At 73.8% G+C, this 21,945-nt stretch carries 16 protein-coding genes; 7 read left to right on the forward strand and 9 right to left on the reverse strand.

Going from position 1 to position 21,945, the window contains the following annotated elements:
* Positions 1-84 precede the first annotated feature (84 nt).
* The 3 genes from ACIQBJ_RS29740 to ACIQBJ_RS29750 form a co-directional block, all read right to left on the reverse strand.
* Positions 85-414, reverse strand: a complete 330-nt coding sequence (locus ACIQBJ_RS29740; protein ID WP_400716631.1) for an ArsR/SmtB family transcription factor — start codon at positions 412-414, stop codon at positions 85-87.
* A 43-nt stretch (positions 415-457) separates the two neighbouring features.
* A complete protein-coding gene (locus ACIQBJ_RS29745; RefSeq protein WP_400716633.1) occupies positions 458-832 on the reverse strand; it encodes a hypothetical protein in 375 nt (124 codons plus the stop codon).
* A gap of 598 nt (positions 833-1,430) precedes the next feature.
* Complete coding sequence (locus ACIQBJ_RS29750; RefSeq protein ID WP_400716635.1) at positions 1,431-2,162, reverse strand: hypothetical protein; 732 nt, start codon at positions 2,160-2,162, stop codon at positions 1,431-1,433.
* 310 nt (positions 2,163-2,472) lie between these two features.
* Here ACIQBJ_RS29750 and ACIQBJ_RS29755 point away from each other — a divergent pair, with 310 nt between their 5' ends.
* Positions 2,473-5,322 (forward strand): DEAD/DEAH box helicase, encoded by a 2,850-nt coding sequence (locus ACIQBJ_RS29755; protein ID WP_400716637.1) that lies wholly within the window; start codon positions 2,473-2,475, stop codon positions 5,320-5,322.
* 113 nt (positions 5,323-5,435) lie between these two features.
* On the opposite strand, the gene ACIQBJ_RS29760 is transcribed toward ACIQBJ_RS29755, so the two are convergent.
* The 3 genes from ACIQBJ_RS29760 to ACIQBJ_RS29770 all read right to left on the reverse strand — a co-directional run bounded on the left by ACIQBJ_RS29760 (position 5,436) and on the right by ACIQBJ_RS29770 (position 8,280).
* Positions 5,436-6,092, reverse strand: a complete 657-nt coding sequence (locus ACIQBJ_RS29760; RefSeq protein WP_400716639.1) for a hypothetical protein — start codon at positions 6,090-6,092, stop codon at positions 5,436-5,438.
* Positions 6,093-6,148: 56 nt separating this feature from the next.
* The gene (locus ACIQBJ_RS29765) at positions 6,149-6,772 is read right to left on the reverse strand and encodes a hypothetical protein (protein ID WP_400716641.1); all 624 of its coding nucleotides are present in this window, start codon (positions 6,770-6,772) and stop codon (positions 6,149-6,151) included.
* Between the two features lie 485 nt (positions 6,773-7,257).
* On the reverse strand, positions 7,258-8,280 hold the full coding sequence (locus tag ACIQBJ_RS29770; RefSeq protein WP_400716643.1) for a LacI family DNA-binding transcriptional regulator: 1,023 nt from the start codon (positions 8,278-8,280) through the stop codon (positions 7,258-7,260).
* Positions 8,281-8,440: 160 nt separating this feature from the next.
* Between ACIQBJ_RS29770 and ACIQBJ_RS29775 the strand changes: the two genes are divergently transcribed.
* The 6 genes from ACIQBJ_RS29775 to ACIQBJ_RS29800 all read left to right on the forward strand — a co-directional run bounded on the left by ACIQBJ_RS29775 (position 8,441) and on the right by ACIQBJ_RS29800 (position 17,636).
* Positions 8,441-10,369, forward strand: a complete 1,929-nt coding sequence (locus ACIQBJ_RS29775; RefSeq protein ID WP_400716645.1) for a discoidin domain-containing protein — start codon at positions 8,441-8,443, stop codon at positions 10,367-10,369.
* Positions 10,370-10,419: 50 nt separating this feature from the next.
* Positions 10,420-12,309, forward strand: coding sequence for an RICIN domain-containing protein (locus tag ACIQBJ_RS29780; RefSeq protein ID WP_400716647.1), 1,890 nt, complete (start codon positions 10,420-10,422; stop codon positions 12,307-12,309).
* Positions 12,310-12,611: 302 nt separating this feature from the next.
* Positions 12,612-14,390: a putative Ig domain-containing protein gene (locus ACIQBJ_RS29785; RefSeq protein ID WP_400716649.1), complete on the forward strand. Its 1,779-nt coding sequence runs from the start codon at positions 12,612-12,614 to the stop codon at positions 14,388-14,390.
* 86 nt (positions 14,391-14,476) lie between these two features.
* Positions 14,477-15,841, forward strand: a complete 1,365-nt coding sequence (locus ACIQBJ_RS29790; protein WP_400716651.1) for a radical SAM protein — start codon at positions 14,477-14,479, stop codon at positions 15,839-15,841.
* Positions 15,838-16,875 (forward strand): aminotransferase class I/II-fold pyridoxal phosphate-dependent enzyme, encoded by a 1,038-nt coding sequence (locus ACIQBJ_RS29795; protein WP_400716653.1) that lies wholly within the window; start codon positions 15,838-15,840, stop codon positions 16,873-16,875. The genes ACIQBJ_RS29790 and ACIQBJ_RS29795 overlap by 4 nt, the downstream gene beginning before the upstream one ends.
* Positions 16,872-17,636, forward strand: coding sequence for a class I SAM-dependent methyltransferase (locus ACIQBJ_RS29800; RefSeq protein WP_400716655.1), 765 nt, complete (start codon positions 16,872-16,874; stop codon positions 17,634-17,636). The genes ACIQBJ_RS29795 and ACIQBJ_RS29800 overlap by 4 nt, the downstream gene beginning before the upstream one ends.
* A 46-nt stretch (positions 17,637-17,682) precedes the next feature.
* Here the strand turns inward: ACIQBJ_RS29800 and ACIQBJ_RS29805 are convergent, their stop codons facing one another.
* The 3 genes from ACIQBJ_RS29805 to ACIQBJ_RS29815 all read right to left on the reverse strand — a co-directional run bounded on the left by ACIQBJ_RS29805 (position 17,683) and on the right by ACIQBJ_RS29815 (position 21,920).
* Positions 17,683-20,088: an FtsX-like permease family protein gene (locus ACIQBJ_RS29805; protein WP_400716657.1), complete on the reverse strand. Its 2,406-nt coding sequence runs from the start codon at positions 20,086-20,088 to the stop codon at positions 17,683-17,685.
* A complete protein-coding gene (locus ACIQBJ_RS29810; protein WP_400716659.1) occupies positions 20,082-20,882 on the reverse strand; it encodes an ABC transporter ATP-binding protein in 801 nt (266 codons plus the stop codon). The genes ACIQBJ_RS29805 and ACIQBJ_RS29810 overlap by 7 nt, the downstream gene beginning before the upstream one ends.
* A 135-nt stretch (positions 20,883-21,017) precedes the next feature.
* Positions 21,018-21,920, reverse strand: a complete 903-nt coding sequence (locus tag ACIQBJ_RS29815) for a 5'-3' exonuclease H3TH domain-containing protein (RefSeq protein WP_400716930.1) — start codon at positions 21,918-21,920, stop codon at positions 21,018-21,020.
* Positions 21,921-21,945: the final 25 nt, after the last annotated feature.

Here is a 21,945-nt window from a genome sequence, read left to right on the forward strand (position 1 = left end):
GGGGGCACGGCGACGGGCACCACTCGGTCCGCGGGGGCGGGGGAGTGGTGCCCGTCGGGGGGCCGGGGTCACCGGGCCCGGGGGTCACCGGGCGGCGCGCAGCTCCTCGAGCAGCAGGTGCTGGTCGGCCAGGAGTTCGGTGAGGATGCGGCGGGCGGTGCGGAGCAGTTCGGCGACGTCCGCGCCGGCCAGGGCGTAGACCACGGTGGACCCTTCGCGGGTCGCGGTGACCAGGCCGGCCCGCCGGAGGACGGCCAACTGCTGGGAGAGACTGGACGGTTCGATGTCGAACTCGGGCAGCAGGTCGCGGACGGGCGTCGGTCCGGCCTGGAGCAGTTCGAGCACCCGGATACGCACCGGGTGGCCGAGCATCCGGAAGAACTCGGCCTTGGCCTGGTAGAGCGGTACGGGCATGCTTCCTCCCCTTCCCGGCGGCGGGCGGGCCGCCGACCCGCGCTCAGACCTCCAGCGTCGATTCGATCCGCTTCAACTGGTGCCGTGCCATGGCCAGGTTGGAGCGGTTGCGGGCCAGGGCCAGGTACAGGAACAGGCCGCGACCGCCGGCCGTGGTGAGCGGCCGGATCAGGTGGTACTGGCCGGTCAGGGTGACCAGGATGTCCTCGATGCCGTCGTCATGGAGGTTGAGCATTTCCATCGCCCGCATCTTGGCACGGACCAGGTCGGTGTTGGCGGCCGCGGCGACGTTCAGGTCGATGTCGCCCCCGTCGCCGAGGGTGCCCAGTGCCATGCCGCTGCCGTAGTCCACCAGGGCCACGCCGATGGCTCCCTCAATGGTCATGGCTTCCTTGAGCGAGGTCTCCAGATTGGCCATCGCCTGTGCTCCTGTCGTCGCGGGGTCGGTGGCACGACTGTAGGAACGGGATCGCAGCGCATCCGACTGTTGATCGAAATCCTTCGAAGATGACTGCTTTCCGATCGTTGCGTGCCGATCTGCCGACTACATGAAGACATTTGCAACTCGGGATGTGAACAGTTCACCTGTACGAGATTTCCGCCGGGCGCGCCGGGGAAGGCCGCCGGAACGTGACGGGGCCCGGGAGCGGTATCCAGCTCCCGGGCCCCTGGGTTGCCACCCAATTGCTCTGCACCGGCACGTTTAAGGACGGTGATCATGCTCACAGCGTTTGCTTTACCGTTGAAGCTACCGCGCCACGTAAGAGGCGCAGGAGGGAATCGAACCCCCATCCGACGCTACTGGCCCCGCCCGGTCGATCCGGCGCTCGGCGGCGAATGCTGAGACTTGAGCGAGAGTCTGAGTTTCACGGGATGCCTCTGCCTGCTTGGGCTACCCCGGCAGGTGGTGCCGGGGGAGGGATTCGAACCCCCACTGTCTCCGCCGTCAGCTTCAACCTCAGTGTCAGCTTGCGCTTTGCGCGCCACCCCCGGTCTCACCCGGGGGGATCATGGGGCTACCCGAACAGGTAGCCGAACACGGCGTCGCCGACCCTCCGGTCGGTGACCTCCGCCCCGTTGGCCTCCTCGCGGGCGAACTGCACGGCCTGCTGCAGCTTCTCCACCCGCTCCACCAACTCGTTGACCCGCCGGGCCGGCAGCGCACCCGAGAACTTGACGGTCGTCCAGTACCCGACCGCGATGTCCTCGTAGTACACCTCGACCTGCGCCGGGTGCTTCTCCGTCGCCTCCGCCTTCACGTGGTTGCGCGGCACCTTCTTGGTGCGGATCGTCCGCACCGCCTCGGTCTTCCACGCGTCCGTGGACGCGTCCAGCACCCAGGACTCCGCGGCGTCCAGCACCGGCAGCTTGCGGACGAAGGTCCGCAGGTCCGTCAGCTGCTTCTCCAGGAACAGCAGGTACGTCACCGGCGCGTCCGCCACCAGCGTCCGCCCGTCGACCACCACGTCGGCCCGGGCCTCGGTGTTCGCCCAGTCCTTGGTGGCGGTCACGTCGAACAGCCGGGTCAGCGTCGCCGCGGTCGTCCGCAGCACCTCCTCGGCCTTCACCTGCACCCGGGTCGACTCGGGCGGCAACTGCTCGCCCTCCTCGTCCTTGGGCTGGTACGTCCGGGACAGGCCGGCCAGCAACGGGGACTTCTGCAGGTCCTGGTGGGACTGCGTGAGCTCCTGGAAGGACTTCGACTTGACGCCCTTTTCGACGGCGATGATCTGGTTCAACTTGGCCACGGCACAGACGTTATCGGCACGCCCGTTCGACCGTCACCGGGTTTTCCACCAGCGGCGATCACCCGGCGGAACCGCCCGGTCACCGCCCGCGTCCCGTCCGCGCCCCGCGCTCCGCCGCCGCTCCCGAAGTGCCCCGAAAGTCTGATGTTGATGTCGGTCCTGGCGGGTAATCTCAGGCTGAGATGCTCGATCACCACACCCCACGCACCCGCTGCGCCCCGTCGCCCCCCGCGGCCACGGCCCCGCAGCCGCAGGCGTCGCCGTCTGCGCTTCCGTCCAGCCACACCCACGGGAAGAAAAGGTGACGCCAGTGCCCGGCACTCCCACGCCCGAAGAAGAGCAGCTCAGCCCCGCCGAGCGGTACGCGGCCGCGCGCGAGCGCGCCAAGCGCGAGGCCACCGCCCTGCACGGCTTCCAGCAGCTCTACGACTTCCCGCTCGACGACTTCCAGCTCAGGGCCTGCGAGACGCTGGAGAGCGGCAAGGGCGTCCTGGTCGCCGCGCCGACCGGCTCCGGCAAGACCATCGTCGGCGAGTTCGCCGTCCACCTCGCGCTGGCCTCCGGCCGCAAGTGCTTCTACACCACGCCGATCAAGGCGCTGTCCAACCAGAAGTACGGCGACCTGGTCAAGCGCTACGGCGCCGCCAAGGTCGGCCTGCTCACCGGCGACAACTCCGTCAACGGCGACGCGCCGGTGGTCGTGATGACCACCGAGGTGCTGCGCAACATGCTGTACGCGGGCTCCAGCGCCCTCGACGGCCTCGGCTACGTGGTGATGGACGAGGTGCACTACCTGGCGGACCGCTTCCGCGGCGCCGTCTGGGAGGAGGTCATCATCCACCTCCCCGAGTCGGTCACGCTGGTGTCGCTGTCCGCGACCGTCTCCAACGCCGAGGAGTTCGGCGACTGGCTGGACACCGTCCGCGGCGGCACCGAGGTGATCGTCTCCGAGCACCGCCCCGTCCCGCTCTGGCAGCACGTGATGGCCGGCAACCGGATGTACGACCTGTTCGCCAGCCCCGACCGGGACGGCCGCCCCAAGGGCAGCCTGAAGAACCCCGCCAAGGCCGTCAACCCCGAACTGGTGCGGCTCGCCCGCTCCGAGGCCGACCGCGGCCGGGACAGGTTCGCCCGCGGCCGCGGCCGCTCGATGCCCACCGGCCGCCCCGGCCGGGTCTGGACGCCGAGCCGGGTCGACGTCATCGACCGGCTCGACGCCGAGGGCCTGCTGCCCGCCATCACCTTCATCTTCAGCCGGGCCGGCTGCGAGGCCGCCGTCCAGCAGTGCCTCAACTCCGGCCTGCGCCTGAACCGGGAGGCCGACCGCCTGACGGTCCGCCAGTTCGTCCAGGAGCGCTGCCGCGACATCCCCGACGAGGACCTGAACGTCCTCGGCTACTTCGAGTGGCTGGACGGCCTGGAGCGCGGCATCGCCGCCCACCACGCCGGCATGCTGCCCCGGTTCAAGGAGGTCGTCGAGGAACTGTTCGTCAAGGGCCTGGTCAAGGCGGTCTTCGCCACCGAGACGCTCGCCCTCGGCATCAACATGCCCGCCCGCTCGGTGGTCATGGAGAAGCTGGTCAAGTGGAACGGCGAGACCCACGCCGACATCACGCCCGGCGAGTACACCCAGCTCACCGGCCGGGCCGGCCGCCGCGGCATCGACGTCGAGGGCCACGCCGTCGTGCTGTGGCAGCGCGGCCTCGACCCGGAGGCGCTGGCCGGCCTGGCCGGCACCCGCACCTACCCGCTCAAGTCCTCCTTCCGCCCGTCCTACAACATGGCCGTCAACCTGGTCGGCCAGTTCGGGCGGCACCGCTCCCGGGAACTGCTGGAGACCTCCTTCGCCCAGTTCCAGGCCGACCGCTCGGTGGTCGGCATCGCCCGCCAGGTCCAGCGCAACGAGGAGGGCCTCGACGGCTACCGCGAGTCGATGACCTGCCACCTCGGCGACTTCGACGAGTACATGTCGCTGCGCCGGCAGCTCAAGGACCGCGAGAACGAACTCGCCCGCGAGGGCTCCTCGCAGCGCCGGAACGCCGCCGTCGAATCGATGGAGCAGCTCAAGCCCGGCGACATCATCCACGTCCCGACCGGCAAGTTCGCCGGCCTCGCCCTCGTCCTCGACCCCGGCCTGCCGCCGGACAGTCGCAGCGGCCGCGGCGGCCACCACCGGCACCCCGACTTCCAGGACGGGCCGCGCCCCGTCGTGCTCACCGCCGAACGCCAGGTCAAGCGCCTCGCGATGATCGACTTCCCGCACCCCGTCGCCGCCATGGACCGGATGCGCATCCCCAAGTCCTTCAACCCGCGCAGCCCGCAGTCCCGCCGCGACCTCGCCTCCGCGCTGCGCACCAAGGCCGGACACCTCGAACCCGAGCGCTTCCGCAAGGGCCGGGCCGCCGCCGCCGACGACCCCGAGATCGGCCGGCTGCGCGCCGCCCTGCGCCAGCACCCCTGCCACGGCTGCGACGAGCGCGAGGACCACGCCCGCTGGTCCGAGCGCTACCACCGCCTGCACCGCGACACCGAACTCCTCGAACGCCGGATGCGCTCGCGCACCCACACCATCGCCCGCACCTTCGACCGGGTCTGCGGCCTGCTCACCGACCTCGGCTACCTCACCGGCGACACCGTCACCGACGACGGCAAGCGCCTCGCCCGGCTCTACGGCGAACTCGACCTGCTCGCCTCCGAGTGCATCCGCGAAGGCGTCTGGAACAACCTCGCCGCCGCCGAACTCGCCGCCTGCGCCTCCGCGTTGGTCTACGAGGCCCGGCAGTCCGACGACGCGGTCGCCCCGCGCGTCCCCGAGGGCGGGGCCAAGCAGGCGCTCGGCGACATGGTCCGGATCTGGAGCCGCCTCGACGACCTGGAGGAGCAGCACAAGATCTCCACCGCCGAGGGCGTCGGCCAGCGCGAACCCGACCTCGGCTTCGCCTGGACGGCCTACCGGTGGGCCCTCGGCCACGACCTCGACGCCGTCCTCCGCGACGCCGACATGCCCGCCGGCGACTTCGTCCGCTGGACCAAGCAGCTCATCGACGTCCTCGGCCAGATCCAGGACGCCGCCGGCGACAACACCGACCTCCGCAGGACCGCCCGCAAGGCGGTCGACGCCATGCGGCGCGGCATCATCGCCTACTCCTCCGTCGGCTAGGCGCTCTCCCGCCGCCCCGTGCTGTCGCAGTGCCGCGGTGTCGCAGCCTCGCGCCGAAGGGCCCGGCCGCTCCTGTACGGAGCGGCCGGGCCCTTCGGCGTCGGCGGGGCCGGTCAGGCCGCGAGCAGCCGGTGCAGCAGGTCGCGGTAGGCGCGCAGGGAGAGGCGCAGGTCCTCGGTGCGCGAGGAGGCGTCCGCGGCGCCCCGCTCGCCGCCGTTCCGCCAGGCGTCGCGCAGCGCGGTGCGGCGCTCCTGCAGGCGGTCGGTCAGCACCCGGACGGTCTCCTCCAGGGCCTCGTCCGCCTCCTGCACGGCCCGGTCCGGGTCGTCCACGAAGGTGCCCACGGCGTGGTCGAGTCGACCGGTCAGCCGGGAGGTGAGCTCCGGCGGCAGCAGCAGGTCGGCCTCGTCCGCCGCGGCCGGGTTCCCGGCGGTGGAGCGCGGGCGGGCGGGCTCGGCGGTCTTCGTCATGTCGGCGGGGTGCGGGGCGGTGTTCGTGCGGCCGGTGCCGGTGCCGGTGTCGGTGCCGGTGCTCGTGCGGTCGGCGCGGGGGTCGGGGTTCGTGCGGTCGCCGCGGGGGGCGGGGACGGTGCCGGTGGCGGTGCCGTTGGTGCGGTCGGCGCGGGGGGCGTCGGCGCGGTCGGTGCCGGGGACCGGCGGGGTGGTGGGGACGAAGCGGCCCCGGGTGGCGCCGGCCCCGTCGGCGGAGCCGATGCCCGTGGTGCGGTCGGTGTCGGTGGCACGCTCGGTGCTGGGGTTCTCGGTGGTCATGCTGTCCTCCTCGGGGAACGGTGGGGCGGCGGTGTCGCGCCGGGTCCGGTCGGCGCTCAGGCGTGACGGCCGTGCTGGGCCGGCACCCGCCCGGAGGGCGGGACCGCGGCCTTCGCCGTGCCGCGGGCGGAGGCGTGCTCCGGCCCGTCCCCGGTACCGACCAGGGCGGTGAACAGCTCCCGGGCCCGGACCAGGGCTGCGCGCTGCTCCTCGGTGGCCGAGGTCCGGCCGTCGGCGTTCGGCCGGGAGAGCGCGCGCAGCGTCCGGTAGGACTCGACGTGCTCGCCGTGGTCGACCGAGAGGGTGTCGATCTGCGCGTCCACGTCGGAGTCGGGGTAGCCGCGGTCGCGGGCCACCCGGGCCAGCAGCGCCTCCGCGTTGGCCAGGGCCTGCCGGGGATCGTCGACGAAGCGTGCCTTCACCTGCGCCCACTGCTCCTCGGCCCGGGCGCGCTCGGCCTCGCTCAGCGGAGTCAGGGTCAGCTCCCGGTGGCGCTCCACCCGCTGGGCGAGCTCGCGCTCGGCCGCGGCGGTGTCGCCGCCGTGGTGGGCGACCGTGCGTTCGTACTCGGGCCCGAACCGGCGGCTCAGGCTGGGGTGCTGCTGCCGGTGGCGGACGGCGAACGCGAGCGCCACCACCACGGCGATCACGACGATCGCCACGATCAGACCGCTGGACATGCTCTGCCTCCTGACACGGGGGCCGCCCGCTCGGGGCCGACCGGTTCGGTTCGCTCGCGGCCTCGGATGACCCGTCCGGGGATCGGCAAACCCCGCTGCTTCCTGACGGTCCGTCAGCGAGGTTCGCGTCGGACGTGGCACGGCGGTTCCCGCGTTGCTCGGGAGAAGCCGCGGGTGAGGGGCCGGAGCGCGACCAGGCTCGAAGCACTCGGCCCGGGTGGTGCCGATCGCCTGCCACCGTTCGGAGAGCGCCCGGTGCCATGCCCGCAGTACGGCTTCCTGGGCGGCGTCCTCGGCGTCCTGGCGGTTCGCCCCGCGCGGGTCCGCTCCGCTCGCCGACCTCGATCGGCACGCCGCGCCCGTGTGGTCACCGGCAGTGCGGTGCCGGGGTCCGTGCTCCTTCCTGACGGCCCGTCGGATCGGCCCGTCGGGAAGGAGCACGCCCGGGAAGCCGGCGGCAGGCTTTCTTCGCCCGCGGGGCGGGCTCAGCTGCCCGGCACCGGGCCGGTGGAGTCGCGGACGATGAGTTCGGTGGCGAGTTCGACGTGCAGGGCTTCGACCGCGGTGCCCTCGATCAGGCGCAGCAGCAGGCTGACGGCGAGGCCGCCGAGTTCCTCGAGGGGCTGGCGGACGGTGGTGAGGGTGGGGATGGAGGTGCGGCTGAGGTAGTCGTCGTCGAAGCCGGCGACGGAGAGGTCGGCGGGGACGCGCAGGCCGCGTTCGTGGGCGGCGCGGAGGGCGCCGATGGCGGCCTTGTCGTTGAAGGCGACCAGCGCGGTGGGGCGTTCGGGGAGGTCGAGGAGGCGGGCGGCGGCGGTGTGGCCCCAGTCGCTGGTGGGTTCGATGCTGGTGACGAGTTCCGGGGGGATCAGCACGCCGGCCTCGGCGAGGGCCGCGGTGTGGCCGGCGAAGCGGGAGGTGGAGGCGAGCCAGTCGGCGGGGCCGTTGATGAAGCCGATCCGGCGGTGGCCGAGGGCGACCAGGTGGGCGGTCAGGTTGCGGGCGCCGGTGAAGTGCGAGGCGGAGACGGCCGCGATGTCGCGGGGGACCGGGGTGCGGGGGTCGACCACCACGAACGGGACGTCCTGGCGGCGCAGTTGCTCGAGTTCGGCGCTCTCCTCGACGGGCAGGACCAGCAGCGCCCCGGCGAGGTCGCGGCGGCGGGGGAGCGCGGCGAGCGCCCCGTTGCGCTGCGCGGAGCTGCCCGCGCTGAGGATCAGCTCCCGGCCGTGCCGGTCGAGCGCCTCGGCGACGGCGGTGACGATGGTGCCGAAGTAGTCGGTGAGCAGGTACGGGCAGCGGACGAACACCGCGCCCGGCCGGGCGGTCCGCCGGGCGGCGGCGGACTCGGGGGAGCCGAGCCGTTCCATCGCGGTCCGGACGGCGGTCCGGGTCTCCTCGGCGACGGCGGCCTGCCCGGTCAGGACGCGGGAGACCGTCGCGGGGGAGACCCCGGCGGCGGCCGCGATCTCCCGGACGGTGACCCGGGTCGACTTCGGCCTACCCATGTGTTTCATCGTTTCGTTTCATGGTGGCGATCATACAACTCCCAATTCGCAAGGGGTGCAGGGATCTTGACATGGGGAAAGCCGGTGCCGTTTCCTGAACGCACGCAAGCATTGCAGAAATGTTTCATTTTGTTTCATGAAGGCGAGGAGGGGGTTCCCGATGCACCGACGCGCCCTCGGCACCGTCACGGCCACCGCCACGGCCGCCCTCCTGGCCCTCGGCCTGACCGGAGCGGCCCCCGCGCCCGCGCACCGGCCCGCCGAGGTCCAGGTCTGGGTCACCACCCCCGACGGCGCCGAACTCCTGCACCGGCGCCCCTCGGTGGCGTTCCACCCGGGCGGGTCCGACCGCACCACCATCACCGTCGACCCGACGCGGACCTTCCAGCGGATGGACGGCTTCGGCGCCTCGATCACCGACTCCTCCGCCGCCGTCCTGAGCACCCTCCCCCCGGCCGACCGGGACGCCGCACTGCGCCGGCTCTTCGACCCCGCGAGCGGGATCGGCATCAGCATGGTCCGCCAGCCGATCGGCTCCTCCGACTTCACGGCCGCCGCCGCGCACTACACCTACGACGACGTCCCGGCCGGGCAGAGCGACTTCGCGCTGGCGCACTTCTCGATCGCCCACGACGAGCGGCAGATCCTCCCGCTGCTGCGCCGGGCCCGGAGCCTGGACCCGGAGTTGACGGTGGTGGCGACGCCGTGGAGCCCGCCCGCCTGGATGAAGACCGGTGACTCGCTGCTGGAGGGCAGGCTCAAGGACGACCCGGCGGTCTACGACGCGTACGCCCGCTACCTGGTGAAGTTCGTGCAGGCGTACGCGGCGGCGGGCGTCCCGGTCGACTACCTGACGGTGCAGAACGAGCCGCAGAACCGCAAGCCCAACGCGTACCCGGGCACCGACCTGACCGCCGAGCAGGAGGAGAAGGTGATCGAGGCGCTCGGGCCGCTGCTGCGGAAGGCCAGCCCGCGCACGAAGATCCTCGGCTACGACCACAACTGGGTCACCCACCCCGACGACGTCCGCAACACCCCGCCCGGCGAGGACCCGGAGACCGACTACCCGTACCGGCTGCTGGACAGCGACGCCGCCGAGTGGCTGGCGGGGACGGCCTACCACTGCTACGCGGGCGACCCGTCCGCGCAGAGCGCGCTGCACGACGCGCACCCCGACAAGGGCATCTGGTTCACCGAGTGCTCCGGCTCGCACGGCCCCGACGACACCGCCGCGCAGACCTTCCGCGGGACGCTGACCTGGCACGCCCGCAACCTGACCGTCGGCGCGACCCGCAACTGGGCCAAGTCCGTGCTCAACTGGAACCTCGCGCTGGACGAGCACGACGGCCCGCACAACGGCGGCTGCGGCACCTGCACCGCCCTGCTGACCGTGCACGACGACCACAGCGTCACCACCGGCGCCGAGTACTACACCGTCGGCCACCTGTCGAAGTTCGTCCGCCCCGGCGCCGTCCGGATCGCCAGCACCAGCTTCGGCACGCCGGGCTGGAACGGGCAGCTGACCGACGTCGCGTTCACCGACCCGGACGGGTCGACCGTGCTGGTGGTGCACAACGAGAACGACGCGCCGCGCGACTTCGCCGTCGCGGTCGGCGGCCGGAGCTTCGAGTACACCCTGCCCGGCGGCGCGCTGGCCACCTTCAGCTGGCCGAAGTCCGGTGCGCCGAAGGCCGACCGGCGCGAGGTCCCGCTCACCGGCGCCACCGCCGACGCCCGGCCGGCCGCCGCCGACGCCCGCGCGGCGATCGACGCGGACGCCTCCACCCGGTGGTCCAGCGGCGCGGCCCAGGCCCCCGGCCAGTACCTGCGGATCGACCTGGGACGGCGCACCGCCTTCGACCGGATCGCCCTCGACAGCGGCGACAACCTCGGTGACTACGCCCGCGGTTGGCGGATCGAGGCGAGCGACGACGGCACCCGCTGGCGCCCCCTCGCCACCGGCGCCGGCACCGGCCAGCTCACCACCGTCGACCTGCCGCGCGACACCCGGGCCCGCTACCTGCGGATCACCGCCACCGCCGCCGCCCCCAACTGGTGGAGCCTCGCGGACGTCCGCCTCTACCGCTGACCCCGCCACCCCGCAGCACCCCACCCCACCCCCCCACGAGGAGCAGTCCCATGCCCGGACCGCACCGCTCCACCCGGATCGCCGTCGCCCTCGCCCTGGCCGCCGCCGGTCTCGCCACCGCCGGCGGGACGGCCGCCCGGGCCGCCGACACCACCGCCCAGGTGTGGATCACCACCGCCGACGGCAGCAGCCGCCTCGCCCAGGCCGCCTCCGTCCCGTTCTCCGCCACCACCCCGCAGGCGCAGGACATCGCCGTCAACGCGTCCGACGTGCAGCAGCCGCTGGTCGGCTTCGGGGCCGCGTTCACCGAGTCCTCCGCCCACCTGGTGGCCGGCCTGTCCGCCGGCACCCGGTCCGCCCTGATGAACGACCTGTTCTCCACCGCCGGCGGCGGCATCGGCCTGAACTACCTGCGCCAGCCGCTCGGCGCCTCCGACTTCGTCGCGCACCTGCCGTTCTACTCGTACGAGGACACCAAGGGGTCGTTCTCCGTCGCCCGCGACCAGCAGGAGATCCTGCCCGCGATCACCCAGGCCCGGGCGGTCAACCCGAACATCCGGATCATGGGCACCCCGTGGTCGCCGCCCGCCTGGATGAAGACCTCGAACTCGCTGAACGGCGGCAGCCTGAAGCCGGAGAACTACGGGGACTTCGCCGACTACCTGGTCAAGGCGATCCAGGCGTACGGCGCGGCCGGTGCCCCGATCGGCGACCTGACGGTGGCCAACGAGCCGGAGTTCCAGACCAGTTACCCGTCCACCGGGATGACGGCCGCCCAGCAGGCCGACTTCGTCAAGGTGCTGGACGCCAGGCTGACCGCCGCCGGACTGCCCACCGAGCTGTACGCCTACGACCACAACTGGGACGACCCGGGCTTCCCGCTGGGCGTGCTCGCCCAGGACGCCTCGGTGGCCCGGCTCAAGGGCGCGGCCTTCCACTGCTACGGCGGGCAGCCCGAGGCCGAGCAGCAGGTCGCGGACACCGGGAAGGCGGTGTTCTTCACCGAGTGCACCGGCAGCGACTCGGCCACCCCCGCGCAGACCTTCGCCGACACCCTGAAGTGGCAGACCGAGAACCTGATCGTCCGCAACCTGCGCAGCGGCGGCCGCACCGCCGTGCTGTGGAACGTCGCGCTGGACGCCAACGGCGGCCCGCAGTACGGGCACTGCTCCACCACCTGCAACGGCGTGCTGGAGATCGCGGACGGCACGTACCGCAAGAACGCCGAGTACTACGTGCTCGGCCACGTCTCGAAGTTCGTCAAGTCCGGTGCGCACCACATCGGTTCGACCGGCCAGGGCAGCGGCGGCCTGCAGAACGTCGCCTTCCTGAACCCGGACGGCTCGCGCGGCGGCGTGGTGCTCAACGCCACCGGCGGCCCCCAGCACTTCTCGATCAGCGACGGCGGGCGCTCCCTGGTCTACGACCTCCCGGCCGGGGCGGTCGCCACCTTCACCTGGCCCGGCGCGCCCACCGGCGGCGGCCCCGGCGGCCAGATCGACCCCGCCGCCTGGTACACGCTGGCCGACACCAACTCCGGCAAGTGCGTGGACGCCACCGGCTGGGGCACCGCCAACGGCACCGCCGTCCAGCAGTGGACCTGCGGCGCCGGCGCCAACCAGCAGTGGCAGTTCACCCCCACCGACAGCGGCTACTACCGGATCACCAACCGCAACGCCGCCGCGGCCGGACAGGTCCTGGACGTCACCGGGGCCGCGACCGCCGACGGCGCGAAGATCCAGACCTGGCAGTGGTCCGGCGGCGCCAACCAGCAGTTCCGGCCCGCCCGGCAGGCCGACGGCAGCTGGACGCTGGTGAACCGCGCGAGCGGCAAGTGCCTGGACGTCACCGGCGTCTCCACCGCCGACGGCGCCCGCCTCCAGCAGTGGACCTGCACCGGCGGCCCCGCCCAGACCTTCCGCCTCACCCCCGTCGGCTGACCGCCCCGTCTCCCGAACAACCCCCTGGCCGGGACGGCCGGTTGGTGGACCGGCCGTCCCTCGCGGGGCGCCCGCCCCGGTGTGCCTGAGCGCCGGGGCGGGCGTCCCGTCCCTCCGTCCACCCGCTCCTCCGGCGGCCCCGGGTGCCATGACCTCCCCTTGACCGGGTCAAGACTGACGCCCGATCAACTCGACGTGTTCCGTTCAAGTGCCGCTCACTCCATCATGGGACGGTGTCCCGCGCGACTACGCGCGTAGCGCACCGTCTGTGACGACACCCCACGGCACGAGGAGACCGACAGATGATCAGGGCACCGAGGACCCTCCGCCCCACCGGCCTGGCCACCGCCGCCCTGGTGGCGGCCGCGCTGGCCACCGCCGTCCCGCCGCACGCCCACGCCCTCGCCGCCGCGAGCGCCCCGACGGCCGGAAGCGCCACCGCCGCGAGCGCCCCGACGGCCGGAAGCGCCACCGCCGCGCAGGCCGCCACCACCCCCAAGCGGGTGCTGTTCGACAACACCAAGGGCGAGACCGCCGGAAACGCCGACTGGATCATCTCCACCAGCCAGCCCGACCCGCTGGCCCAGAACGCCAACCCCAGCACCGAGACCTCCTGGACGGGCGCGATCTCCGCCTGGGGCGTCGCGCTCCAGAAGACCGGCAACTACAGCCTGAAGACCCTCCCGGCCGGCAACACCATCACCTACGGCACCGGCGGCGCGCTCGACCTCGCCAACTTCGACGAGTTCGTGCTGCCCGAGCCGAACATCCGGCTGAGCGACGCCGAGAAGACCGCCGTGATGAAGTTCGTCCAGAACGGCGGCGGCCTGTTCCTGATCTCCGACCACACCCAGAGCGACCGCAACAACGACGGCTGGGACTCCCCGGCGATCATCAACGACCTGCTCACCACCAACAGCGTCGACAACACCGACCCGTTCGGCTTCTCCGTCGACCTGCTGAACATCACCACCGACAACCCGCGCGCCGTCACCGACGCCACCGACCCGGTGCTGAACGGCCCGTTCGGCAAGGTCACCGGCTCGATCATCCGCAACGGCACCACCTTCACCCTCAAGGCCGCCGACAACCCGAACGTCAAGGGCCTGCTCTACCGCACCGGCTACAGCGGCAGCACCGGCGCGGCCTTCGCCACCTCCGCCTTCGGCAGCGGCCGGGTCGCGATCTGGGGCGACTCCTCGCCGATCGACGACGGCACCGGCCAGTCCGGCAACACCCTCTACAACGGCTGGGACGACCCGGCCGGCACCGACGCCGCCCTCGCCCTGAACGCCACCGCGTGGCTCGCCCAGGGCAGCGGCGGCGGCAGCACCGGCGCCGTCGCGCTCACCGACCCCGGCACCCGCACCGCCACCGCCGGCACCGCCACCAGCCTGCAGCTCGCCGCCACCGACACCGCCGGCGGCACCCTCGCCTACTCCGCCACCGGCCTGCCCGCCGGACTGGCCGTCAACGCCACCACCGGCCTGATCAGCGGCACCCCCACCACCGCGGGCAGCTACGCCGTCACCGCCAAGGCCACCGACTCCACCGGCCCGTCCGCCACCGCCGCCTTCACCTGGACCGTCAACCCGGCCGGCGGCGGCACCGGCTGCACCGCCGCCCAGCTGATCACCAACCCGGGCTTCGAGACCGGCTCCACCTCCGGCTGGACCGAGACCAACAGCGGCGGCAGCAGCACCGTCAACTCCAGCAGCAGCGAGCCCGCCCACAGCGGCACGTACGACGCCTGGCTCGACGGCTACGGCGCCGCCAACACCGACAGCCTCGCCCAGACCGTCACCCTGCCCGCCGGCTGCGCCCACTACGCGCTGAGCTTCTGGCTGCACATCGACACCGCGTCCTCCGCCACCACCGTCTTCGACACCCTCGCCGTCACCGCCAACGGCACCACCCTCGCCACCTACTCCAACACCAACGCCGCCACCGGCTACCAGCAGCGCACCCTCGACCTCTCCGCCTACGCGGGCCGCAGCGTCACGCTGAAGTTCACCGGCACCGAGGACTACACCAAGCAGACCTCCTTCGTCCTCGACGACGTCAACGTCAACGTCTCCTGACCCGTCCGGCCCGCCGCGGCCCGGCTTCGCCCCCCCGCGCAGGGGGGCGAAGCCGGGCCGACCGTGCTTCCGTGCATCATGAGGAGATGAACCGAACGGACCGGCGCTTCCACGTCATCGTGCTGTCGAACTTCGCCCGCGGCTTCGACAAGTACGCGCTCGCCTACCGCAAGGCGGGCGTCCCGGAGAGCACCTTCCCCGACCGGTTCCACCTGCTCACCCGCGCCGAACTCGGCATCGGCGTCGACAAGGCCCGCCGCCTGCTGGACCGGCTGGCGATACCGGGCGACCGGCTGCTGGTGCTGGAGACCGAGGTCGACCCCGCCGACCTGCGCCCCAACACCCGCACCGGCCTCGGCGCGGAACTCCACCGCCCCGCGATCCGGCTCGCCGCTGTCCACGAACTCGACGGCGCCCGGGGCGGCGGCACGGAAGGCGGCGACGGGGCGGCGCTCCGCCCCACCACCGTCGAGGACGCCATGGCGGCCTCCCTGCACCTGCACGACGCCGTCCAGCGCCCGTACGCCGCCCTGCGGCCGCGCTCCGTCTCCGTGCTGCCGGTCGCCAACGCCTGCCAGGCCAAGTGCTCGTTCTGCTTCTCCGCCGCCTCGATCTCCGCCGACCAGCCCCCGGCCCGGGTGCCCTGGGACACCGTCGACGCCTGGCTGGAACGCGCCCGGCAGGCCGGCGCCGAACGCGCCGTCATCACCGGCGGCGGCGAACCCACCATCCTCCCGTTCGACCAGCAGCTGCGCCTGGTCGCCGCCTGCGCCGCGGTCTACCCCAGGACCGTCCTGATCACCAACGCCCACAACCTCGCCAAGGGCGGCCCCACCGACCGGGCCGACCGCCTCGCCGCCCTGCACGAGGCCGGCCTCGGCGTGCTGGCCGTCTCCCGGCACCACCAGGACGACGCCGTCAGCGGACGCCTGATGATGCTCGACACCCCCGTCGGCGACGTGATCGACAGCTGGCGCACCGGCCGCGACCGCTGGCCCGGCCTGCGGCTGCGCCTGATCTGCGTCCTCCAGCACGGCGGCGTCGCCGACGAGGCCGGGATCGCCGCCTACCTCTCCTGGGCCGCCGCCCGCGGCGTCGAAGAGGTCTGCTTCAAGGAGCTCTACGTCTCCACCAGCACCGAATCGCTCTACTTCGACCGGGCCGCCAACACCTGGAGCCGCGACCACCAGGTCCCGCTCGCCGTCCTCACCCGGTTCGCCGACCGGCACGGCTTCCGGACCGTCGACCGCCTCCCCTGGGGCGCCCCCGTCCTCGACGGCAACTGGGACGGCCACCCGATGCGGATCGCCGCCTACACCGAACCCAGCCTGTACTGGGAACGCGCCCACGGCGTCGCCCGCAGCTGGAACGTCCTCGCCGACGGCCGCTGCTACGCCTCGCTGGAGGACCGGGCCAGCGAGATCCTGCCGGAAGGAGCGGCCACCGCATGAAGTACGACGAGTTCCGGTCCTACCGGGAACGCCAACTCGCCGCCCACCCCGGCCTGCTGGACGCCGCCGAGACCAACGTCTACCGGGCGCTCGCCGCGCTGCGCCCCGCCGCCCCGTCCGACGGCCCGCCCGTCGCCGAGCCGGAGCGGACGGTCTACCGGTGCGACCTGGCCCGGACGTGGCTGCACCGCTACGGGCTGCCGCCCGAGTGGTCCCGCCGCGCCATGGTGAGCCGCGGCGTCCGGCACGGCCTCACCCTGATGTTCCGTCAACTCCACGCCGAAAAAGCCGAGTTGTGGATTCCGTCGGACGTCTACCCGGTCTACGGCGAGCTGGCCCGGGCGGCCGGCCTGACCCCCGGCGGCTACCCGACGCTGCCCGCCCCGGCCCTCCCGCAGGCCCCGCCGGGCCACCGCCCCGAGTACCTGCTGCTCGCCAACCCCAGCAAGCCGCTCGGCCGCTTCCTCACCGACCCCGAGTGCGCCGAACTCACCGCCTGGCTCGACGGATCGCCGCACCGCCACCTGCTGATCGACACCGTCTACGACCTCGGCACCCCCTTCGCCGCCGGCACCCGCCGCCTGCTGGAGACCGGCCGGGCCGTCCTGCTGCACTCCGTCACCAAGGGCTGGCTGTGGCCGCAGACCTTCGGCATCACGCTGCTCGGCCCCGACCGCTCCGGCGCCGCCGAAGCCTTCCGCGCCGACCCGCCCGACCAGAGCCGACTCCGGCTCGCCGAAAGCCTGCTCACCGAACACGCCGACACCCCGCAGCGGGTCGCCGCCGCCCTCGCCGAACGCGCCGAGCGCCTGTTCGCCCGGCTCCCGGCCGAGGTGCTCGCCGCGATCCCCGCCGCCGCCCGCACCAGCCCCGGCAACTACTTCTTCCCGGTCGGCCTCCCCGCCACCGCCCTCCGCGACGAGCACGACCTGCTCGCCCTCCCGCTCACCGCCTTCGGCACCAACCCCTGGCCCGGCTCCGTCCTCACCAGCCTCGCCGACACCTTCGGCCCGACCCCGGCGGTACCGCGATGAAACCCCTCACCGACCTGGCCGTCTACGACGACGCGGACTTCTACGACCGCGAGTTCGCCACCCGCACCCACGACATCCCGTTCTTCCTCGACCGGGCCGTCCGGGCCGGCGGCCCCGTCCTCGAAGTCGCCTGCGGCACCGGCCGGATCACCCTGCCGATCGCCCGCGCGGGCGTCGACATCACCGGCCTCGACGTGATGCCCTCCATGCTCGCCCGGGCCCGCCGCCGCTCCGAGGCCGAACACCTCCCCGTCGAATGGCTCGAACAGGACTGCCGCAGCATCCGCACCGAACGCCGCTTCGCCCTGGTCTTCTCCGCCACCAACGCCATGCAGCACCTGCACGACCTGGACTCCGTGCTCGCCTTCCTCGGCTCCGCCCGCGACGCGCTGCGCCCCGACGGCACGCTGATCCTGGACGTCTTCAACCCCGCCCCGGCCAAGCTCTCCCGGCTCCCCGACGCCCCCTACCACCACAAGTCCGTCGTCGACCTGGACGGCACCCCGCTCGACGTCCGCGCCGCCACCGGCTACGACGCCGCCACCCAGGTCCTCCACTTCACCCTCGACTACCTGCGCGAAGGCGAACGCGTCCGCACCAAGAAGGTCAGCATGCGCTGCTTCTTCCCCGAGGAGCTCCTCGCCCTCTGCCGCCTGGCCGGCCTCGACGTCCTCGACCGCCACGGCGACTACGACGCCTCGCCCTTCACCAGCACCTCCCCGAAGCAGATCCTGCTCTGCCGCCCCCGCCCCCGCGCCTGACCCGCGCCCGACCCGCACCGTCCCCGCCCCGGTGGCCGGGGCGCGGCTACTCGCGGGCCGCCGCCGCCTCGATCGCCCGCCCGCGGGTGGTGCGCCGGGCGGAGAGGACGGCCGCCGCCACCGCGACCGCCGCGCACAGGGCCGCCGCCCGCCCGACCGCCGCCCAGGGGACCGTGACCGCGTACCGGCCCACCAGGCGTTGCAGTGCGGTCGCCTGGGTGGCGGCGACCGCGGCGCCGGCCACGGCGGCGAGCAGACTGCCCACCAGTACGGCCAGCACGGACTCCGCCGCGATCAGCCGCAGGACGTGGGCCCTGGTCGCGCCCGCGAGGTTGAGCGCCGCGAGTTCGCGGCGGCGGCCGGCCGCGGCCATCACCAGGGTGTTGGCCACCGACAGCAGGGCGTAGCCGACCGAGATGCCGAGCACCACCACGCTCGCGTTCCGCGACTGCGCGCGCTGCTTGGCCGCCAGCCGGTCGAAGTAGCGGTCGGCCGGTCCGACGAGCACGGGCCGGCCGTCGAGCGCGGCCCGGGCCGCCGCCGCGTCCGCGGGGGTGCCGAGCCAGGCCAGCGCGGGCAGCCCGCCGGCCGCGTGCGTCGCCGCGAGGTAGGTGTCGTCGCCGCTCAGACCCGTCCGGACCACGGCCGCGACGCGCAGTTCGGTCCGCGAGCCGTCGGGCAGTCGGCAGCCGACGCTCTGGCCGACCGACAGGTCGTCGCTGCGGGCGGTGTGCTCGTCGACGACCAGGAAGTCGTCGCCCAGCCCGGCCAGCGAACCTGCGACCACGGTCGGGGTCAGCAGGGAGCCGAGCGCGGCGGGCGGGACAGCCTGCCCGGTGAGCGAGTCGAGTACCGTGCCGTCGGCGCCGGTGATCTCGATCCGGGTGGGGGTAACGGTGGTGGCCCGCAGGTCCGCGAGCGCGGCGACCGTCGGGCGGTCCAGCAGCCCCCCGTCCTCGGGCAGCACCACCGCGGCGGCGCGGGTCCGCCCCCGGGCCAGGTCGGCCCGGGCCTGGTCACCGGCGCCCTGCATGCTCATCATGGCCGCGACCAGCCCCACCGCCACCACCACCGGGGTGACCGTGGCGGCGGTCCGGCGCCTGGCGTTGAGGGTGTTCTGACGGACGATCAGCGCACCGGCGCCGAGCCGGCCCAGCGGCCAGGTGGCCAGCCGCGCGGCGGGCCGCAGCAGCACCGGCGCGAGCAGGGCGAGGCCGCCGACGAAGAGCAGCGGCACCGTGCCGTACTTGCGGGCGTTCACCGCGTACTCGGGCGAGGTCGAGGTGATCGTCCAGCCGGTGGCGACGGCGCCGGCCAGCAGGCCGAGGGCCAGCACCCAGCGCAGCGGCGTCATCGCCCGGGTGTTCGCGGCGGAGTCCCGCAGGGCCGCGACCGGGCGCACCCGGGCGGCCCGGACGGCCACGGCGGCGGCGCCCAGCAGCGCGGACGCGAGGCCGAGCAGCACGGCCGCCAGCAGCGCGAGCGGATCGACGCCGATGCCGAACCAGTCGGGTGCGACGCCGTGGCCGACCATCCACCCGCGCAGCGCCCCGGCGCCGAACACGCCGAGCACCGACCCGACCGACGACCCGGCCAGGCCGACCATTCCGGCCTCGGCCAGCACCAGGCCGGCCACCTGGCGCGGCGTGGCCCCGGTGAGCCGGAGCAGCGCCAGCTCGCGGCCGCGCTGCTCGACCGAGAAGGCGAAGGTCGCGATCACGATGAAGACCGCGACCGCGACCGCGATCCCGCTGGTGGTGGCCGCCATGGCCTGTGCGTTCAGCAGCTGGTCCGCGCCGCCGGACGGGTCGGGGTCGGCCTGGCGGCGGTCCGGCCCGGTGAGCAGCAGGACCCCGTCGGCCGCCGGCGGCGGGCCGGCCGGGCCGGTCGCCGCCAGGGCGTTGACCGGCGGCGAGATCCGGGCGGCGGCGGAGTCGGTGAGGAAGACGGCGTGCTCGAACCAGCGCTGCTCGGTGGCCCCGACCACGGTGAAGGCGGAGCGCCCGGCGGCGGTGGCGAGGTCGATCCGGCGGCCGACCAGCTCGGCGCCGCCGGTCAGCACGGCCTCGTCGTCGGCCGCCGGGGCCCGGCCGGCCGTCAGGCGGTACGGCGTCAGGGCGGCCGAGGACCAGCCGTGCCCGACCCCGTCGGACGGGCCGCCCGGCCACCGGGCCGGGAAGGTGCGGTCGGCGACGGCTCCGGGCGGCGCCGCGGCCAGCAGGGCGGCGGGCAGTCCGGCGGGGAGCCGGGCGGCCTCCCCGCGCGCGTCGACGGGCACGGCCACGGCGGTGGCGGCCGCGAACCGCTGGGGCTCGGGGTGCGGCGTGCCGAGGGTCGCGGCCAGGACGAGCGCCATCATCGAGATCAGCCCGGTGCCCAGGGTGAGGGCGACGAACGTCCCGACGAAACCGGTCCAGCGGCTGCGCAGGTTGGCCAGGGCCAGGTTCAGCACGTCGCCGCCTCCGCACGGTCGACCGGGGCGCGGTCGGCGGACCCGTCGGGCTCGGCGTCCAGCGGTTCCAGGGTGGCCATCCGGGCGGCGACGGCCTCGGCCGTGGGGTCGGCCAGCTCGTCCACCACCCGGCCGTCGGCCAGGAAGACCACGCGCCCGGCGTACGAGGCGGCCACCGGGTCGTGGGTCACCATGATGATCGTCTGCCCCTGCTCGGCGACGATCCGGCGCAGCAGCGCCAGCACCTCCCGCGAGGTGCGCGAGTCCAGCGCGCCGGTCGGCTCGTCGGCGAACAGCACCTGGGGGCGGGTCACCAGCGCGCGGGCGATCGCCACGCGCTGCTGCTGGCCGCCGGACAGTTCGCTCGGCAGGTGCCCCGCGCGCGCGGCCAGGCCCAGGTCGGCGAGCACCCGGTCGACCTCGGCGGGCCGGGGCGGCTTCTTCGCCAGCTTCAGCGGCAGCTCGACGTTCTGACGCGCGGTCAGGGTGGGCAGCAGGTTGAAGGACTGGAAGACGAAGCCGATCCGCTCCCGCCGCAACTTGGTCAGCGCGGTCTCCGACATCCCGCGCGGGTCCACCCCGGCCAGCCGGACCCGCCCCTCGTCCACCTGGTCCAGCCCGGCCGCACACTGCAGCAGCGTCGACTTCCCCGAGCCGGACGGCCCCATGATCGCGGTGAAGGTCCCCGCCGGGAACTCCAGGGTCACCCCGTCCAGGGCCGCGACCCGGCTCTCGCCGGCACCGTACGTTCTGCGGACTCCGGTCAGCGCGACGACCGCGCTGTCTTGCTGCATGCTGAACCGCCCCCGAGTTGATCAACGAATCGGGGGACAGTACTAGCAGATTCCGGTTCCGCCGACGACCTCAATTCCCCGCCCCGGACCCGCCCGGCCGCCCCTGCCCTCGCAACCCGGCCGCCCGGCCCGGTCTCAGCGGGTGGTCAGCACCTCCAGCACGCGGGTGAGGGAGGTGCCGAGCCCCCAGCGGTCGGCGAGGGACTCCAGGGCCATCGGGTCGCGGGCCTCGCGGGGGAGGGCCGGGTCGAAGGCGGGGAGCGGGACGTCCTTGGCGACCTGGACGACGGTGGGCGCGACGTCGAGGTACGGGGCGGCCTCGACGAGGTTCCTGCGGCGGGCCTGGGTGAGCCTGGAGGCCGGGTCGGCGGCGGCGGCGCGGACGCCCGCGAGGTCGCCGTACTCCTGGATCAGCTGGGTGGCGGTCTTCTCGCCGATGCCCTTGACGCCCGGCAGGCCGTCACTGGCGTCGCCGCGCAGCGCCGCGAGGTCCGCGTACGAGGAGCCGGGGACGCCGTACTTCTCGCGCAGCGCCGCGTCGTCCATGGTCTGCGCGGCGCCGACGCCCTTGGCCGGGTACAGCACCGTCACCGCGCGGGCGTCGTCGACCAGTTGGAAGAGGTCCCGGTCGCCGGTGACGATCTGGACCGGGCCGGTGGCGCGGGTGGCGAGGGTGCCGATCACGTCGTCGGCCTCGTAGTCGGGGACGCCGACCCGGGCGATGCCCAGGGCGTCCAGCACCTGCTCGATGACCGGGATCTGCGGGGCGAGGGTGTCCGGCACCTCCTCCTCGCCGTCCGCCGCGGCCTCGGCGACCCGGTGGGTCTTGTAGGTGGGGATCAGGTCGACCCGCCACTGCGGGCGCCAGTCGGCGTCCATGCAGGCGACCAGCTGGTCCGGGCCGTGGTCCTGGACCAGGCGGGAGATGAAGTCCAGCAGGCCGCGCACCGCGTTCACCGGCTCGCCCTGCGGCGAGCGCAGCGAATCCGGGACGCCGAAGTAGGCGCGGTAGTAGAGGCTGGCGGTGTCCAGCAGCATCAGGCGGGGCGCGGTGGGTGCGGTC

It is taken from the genome of Kitasatospora sp. NPDC088391, from assembly GCF_044753345.1.
Taxonomy (GTDB): Bacteria; Actinomycetota; Actinomycetes; order Streptomycetales; family Streptomycetaceae; genus Kitasatospora.

What these genes read in the sequence shown, in the direction of transcription:
- ACIQBJ_RS29800 (WP_400716655.1), top strand. Translation starts at nt 16,872, where the DNA reads ATGAAACCCCTCACCGACCTGGCCGTCTACGACGACGCGGACTTCTAC.
- ACIQBJ_RS29775 (WP_400716645.1), top strand. Translation starts at nt 8,441, where the DNA reads ATGCACCGACGCGCCCTCGGCACCGTCACGGCCACCGCCACGGCCGCC.
- ACIQBJ_RS29765 (WP_400716641.1), bottom strand. Translation starts at nt 6,772, where the DNA reads ATGTCCAGCGGTCTGATCGTGGCGATCGTCGTGATCGCCGTGGTGGTG.
- ACIQBJ_RS29745 (WP_400716633.1), bottom strand. Translation starts at nt 832, where the DNA reads ATGGCCAATCTGGAGACCTCGCTCAAGGAAGCCATGACCATTGAGGGA.
- ACIQBJ_RS29785 (WP_400716649.1), top strand. Translation starts at nt 12,612, where the DNA reads ATGATCAGGGCACCGAGGACCCTCCGCCCCACCGGCCTGGCCACCGCC.
- ACIQBJ_RS29795 (WP_400716653.1), top strand. Translation starts at nt 15,838, where the DNA reads ATGAAGTACGACGAGTTCCGGTCCTACCGGGAACGCCAACTCGCCGCC.
- ACIQBJ_RS29740 (WP_400716631.1), bottom strand. Translation starts at nt 414, where the DNA reads ATGCCCGTACCGCTCTACCAGGCCAAGGCCGAGTTCTTCCGGATGCTC.
- ACIQBJ_RS29760 (WP_400716639.1), bottom strand. Translation starts at nt 6,092, where the DNA reads ATGACCACCGAGAACCCCAGCACCGAGCGTGCCACCGACACCGACCGC.
- ACIQBJ_RS29815 (WP_400716930.1), bottom strand. Translation starts at nt 21,920, where the DNA reads ATGCTGCTGGACACCGCCAGCCTCTACTACCGCGCCTACTTCGGCGTC.
- ACIQBJ_RS29810 (WP_400716659.1), bottom strand. Translation starts at nt 20,882, where the DNA reads ATGCAGCAAGACAGCGCGGTCGTCGCGCTGACCGGAGTCCGCAGAACG.
- ACIQBJ_RS29780 (WP_400716647.1), top strand. Translation starts at nt 10,420, where the DNA reads ATGCCCGGACCGCACCGCTCCACCCGGATCGCCGTCGCCCTCGCCCTG.
- ACIQBJ_RS29790 (WP_400716651.1), top strand. Translation starts at nt 14,477, where the DNA reads ATGAACCGAACGGACCGGCGCTTCCACGTCATCGTGCTGTCGAACTTC.
- ACIQBJ_RS29770 (WP_400716643.1), bottom strand. Translation starts at nt 8,280, where the DNA reads ATGGGTAGGCCGAAGTCGACCCGGGTCACCGTCCGGGAGATCGCGGCC.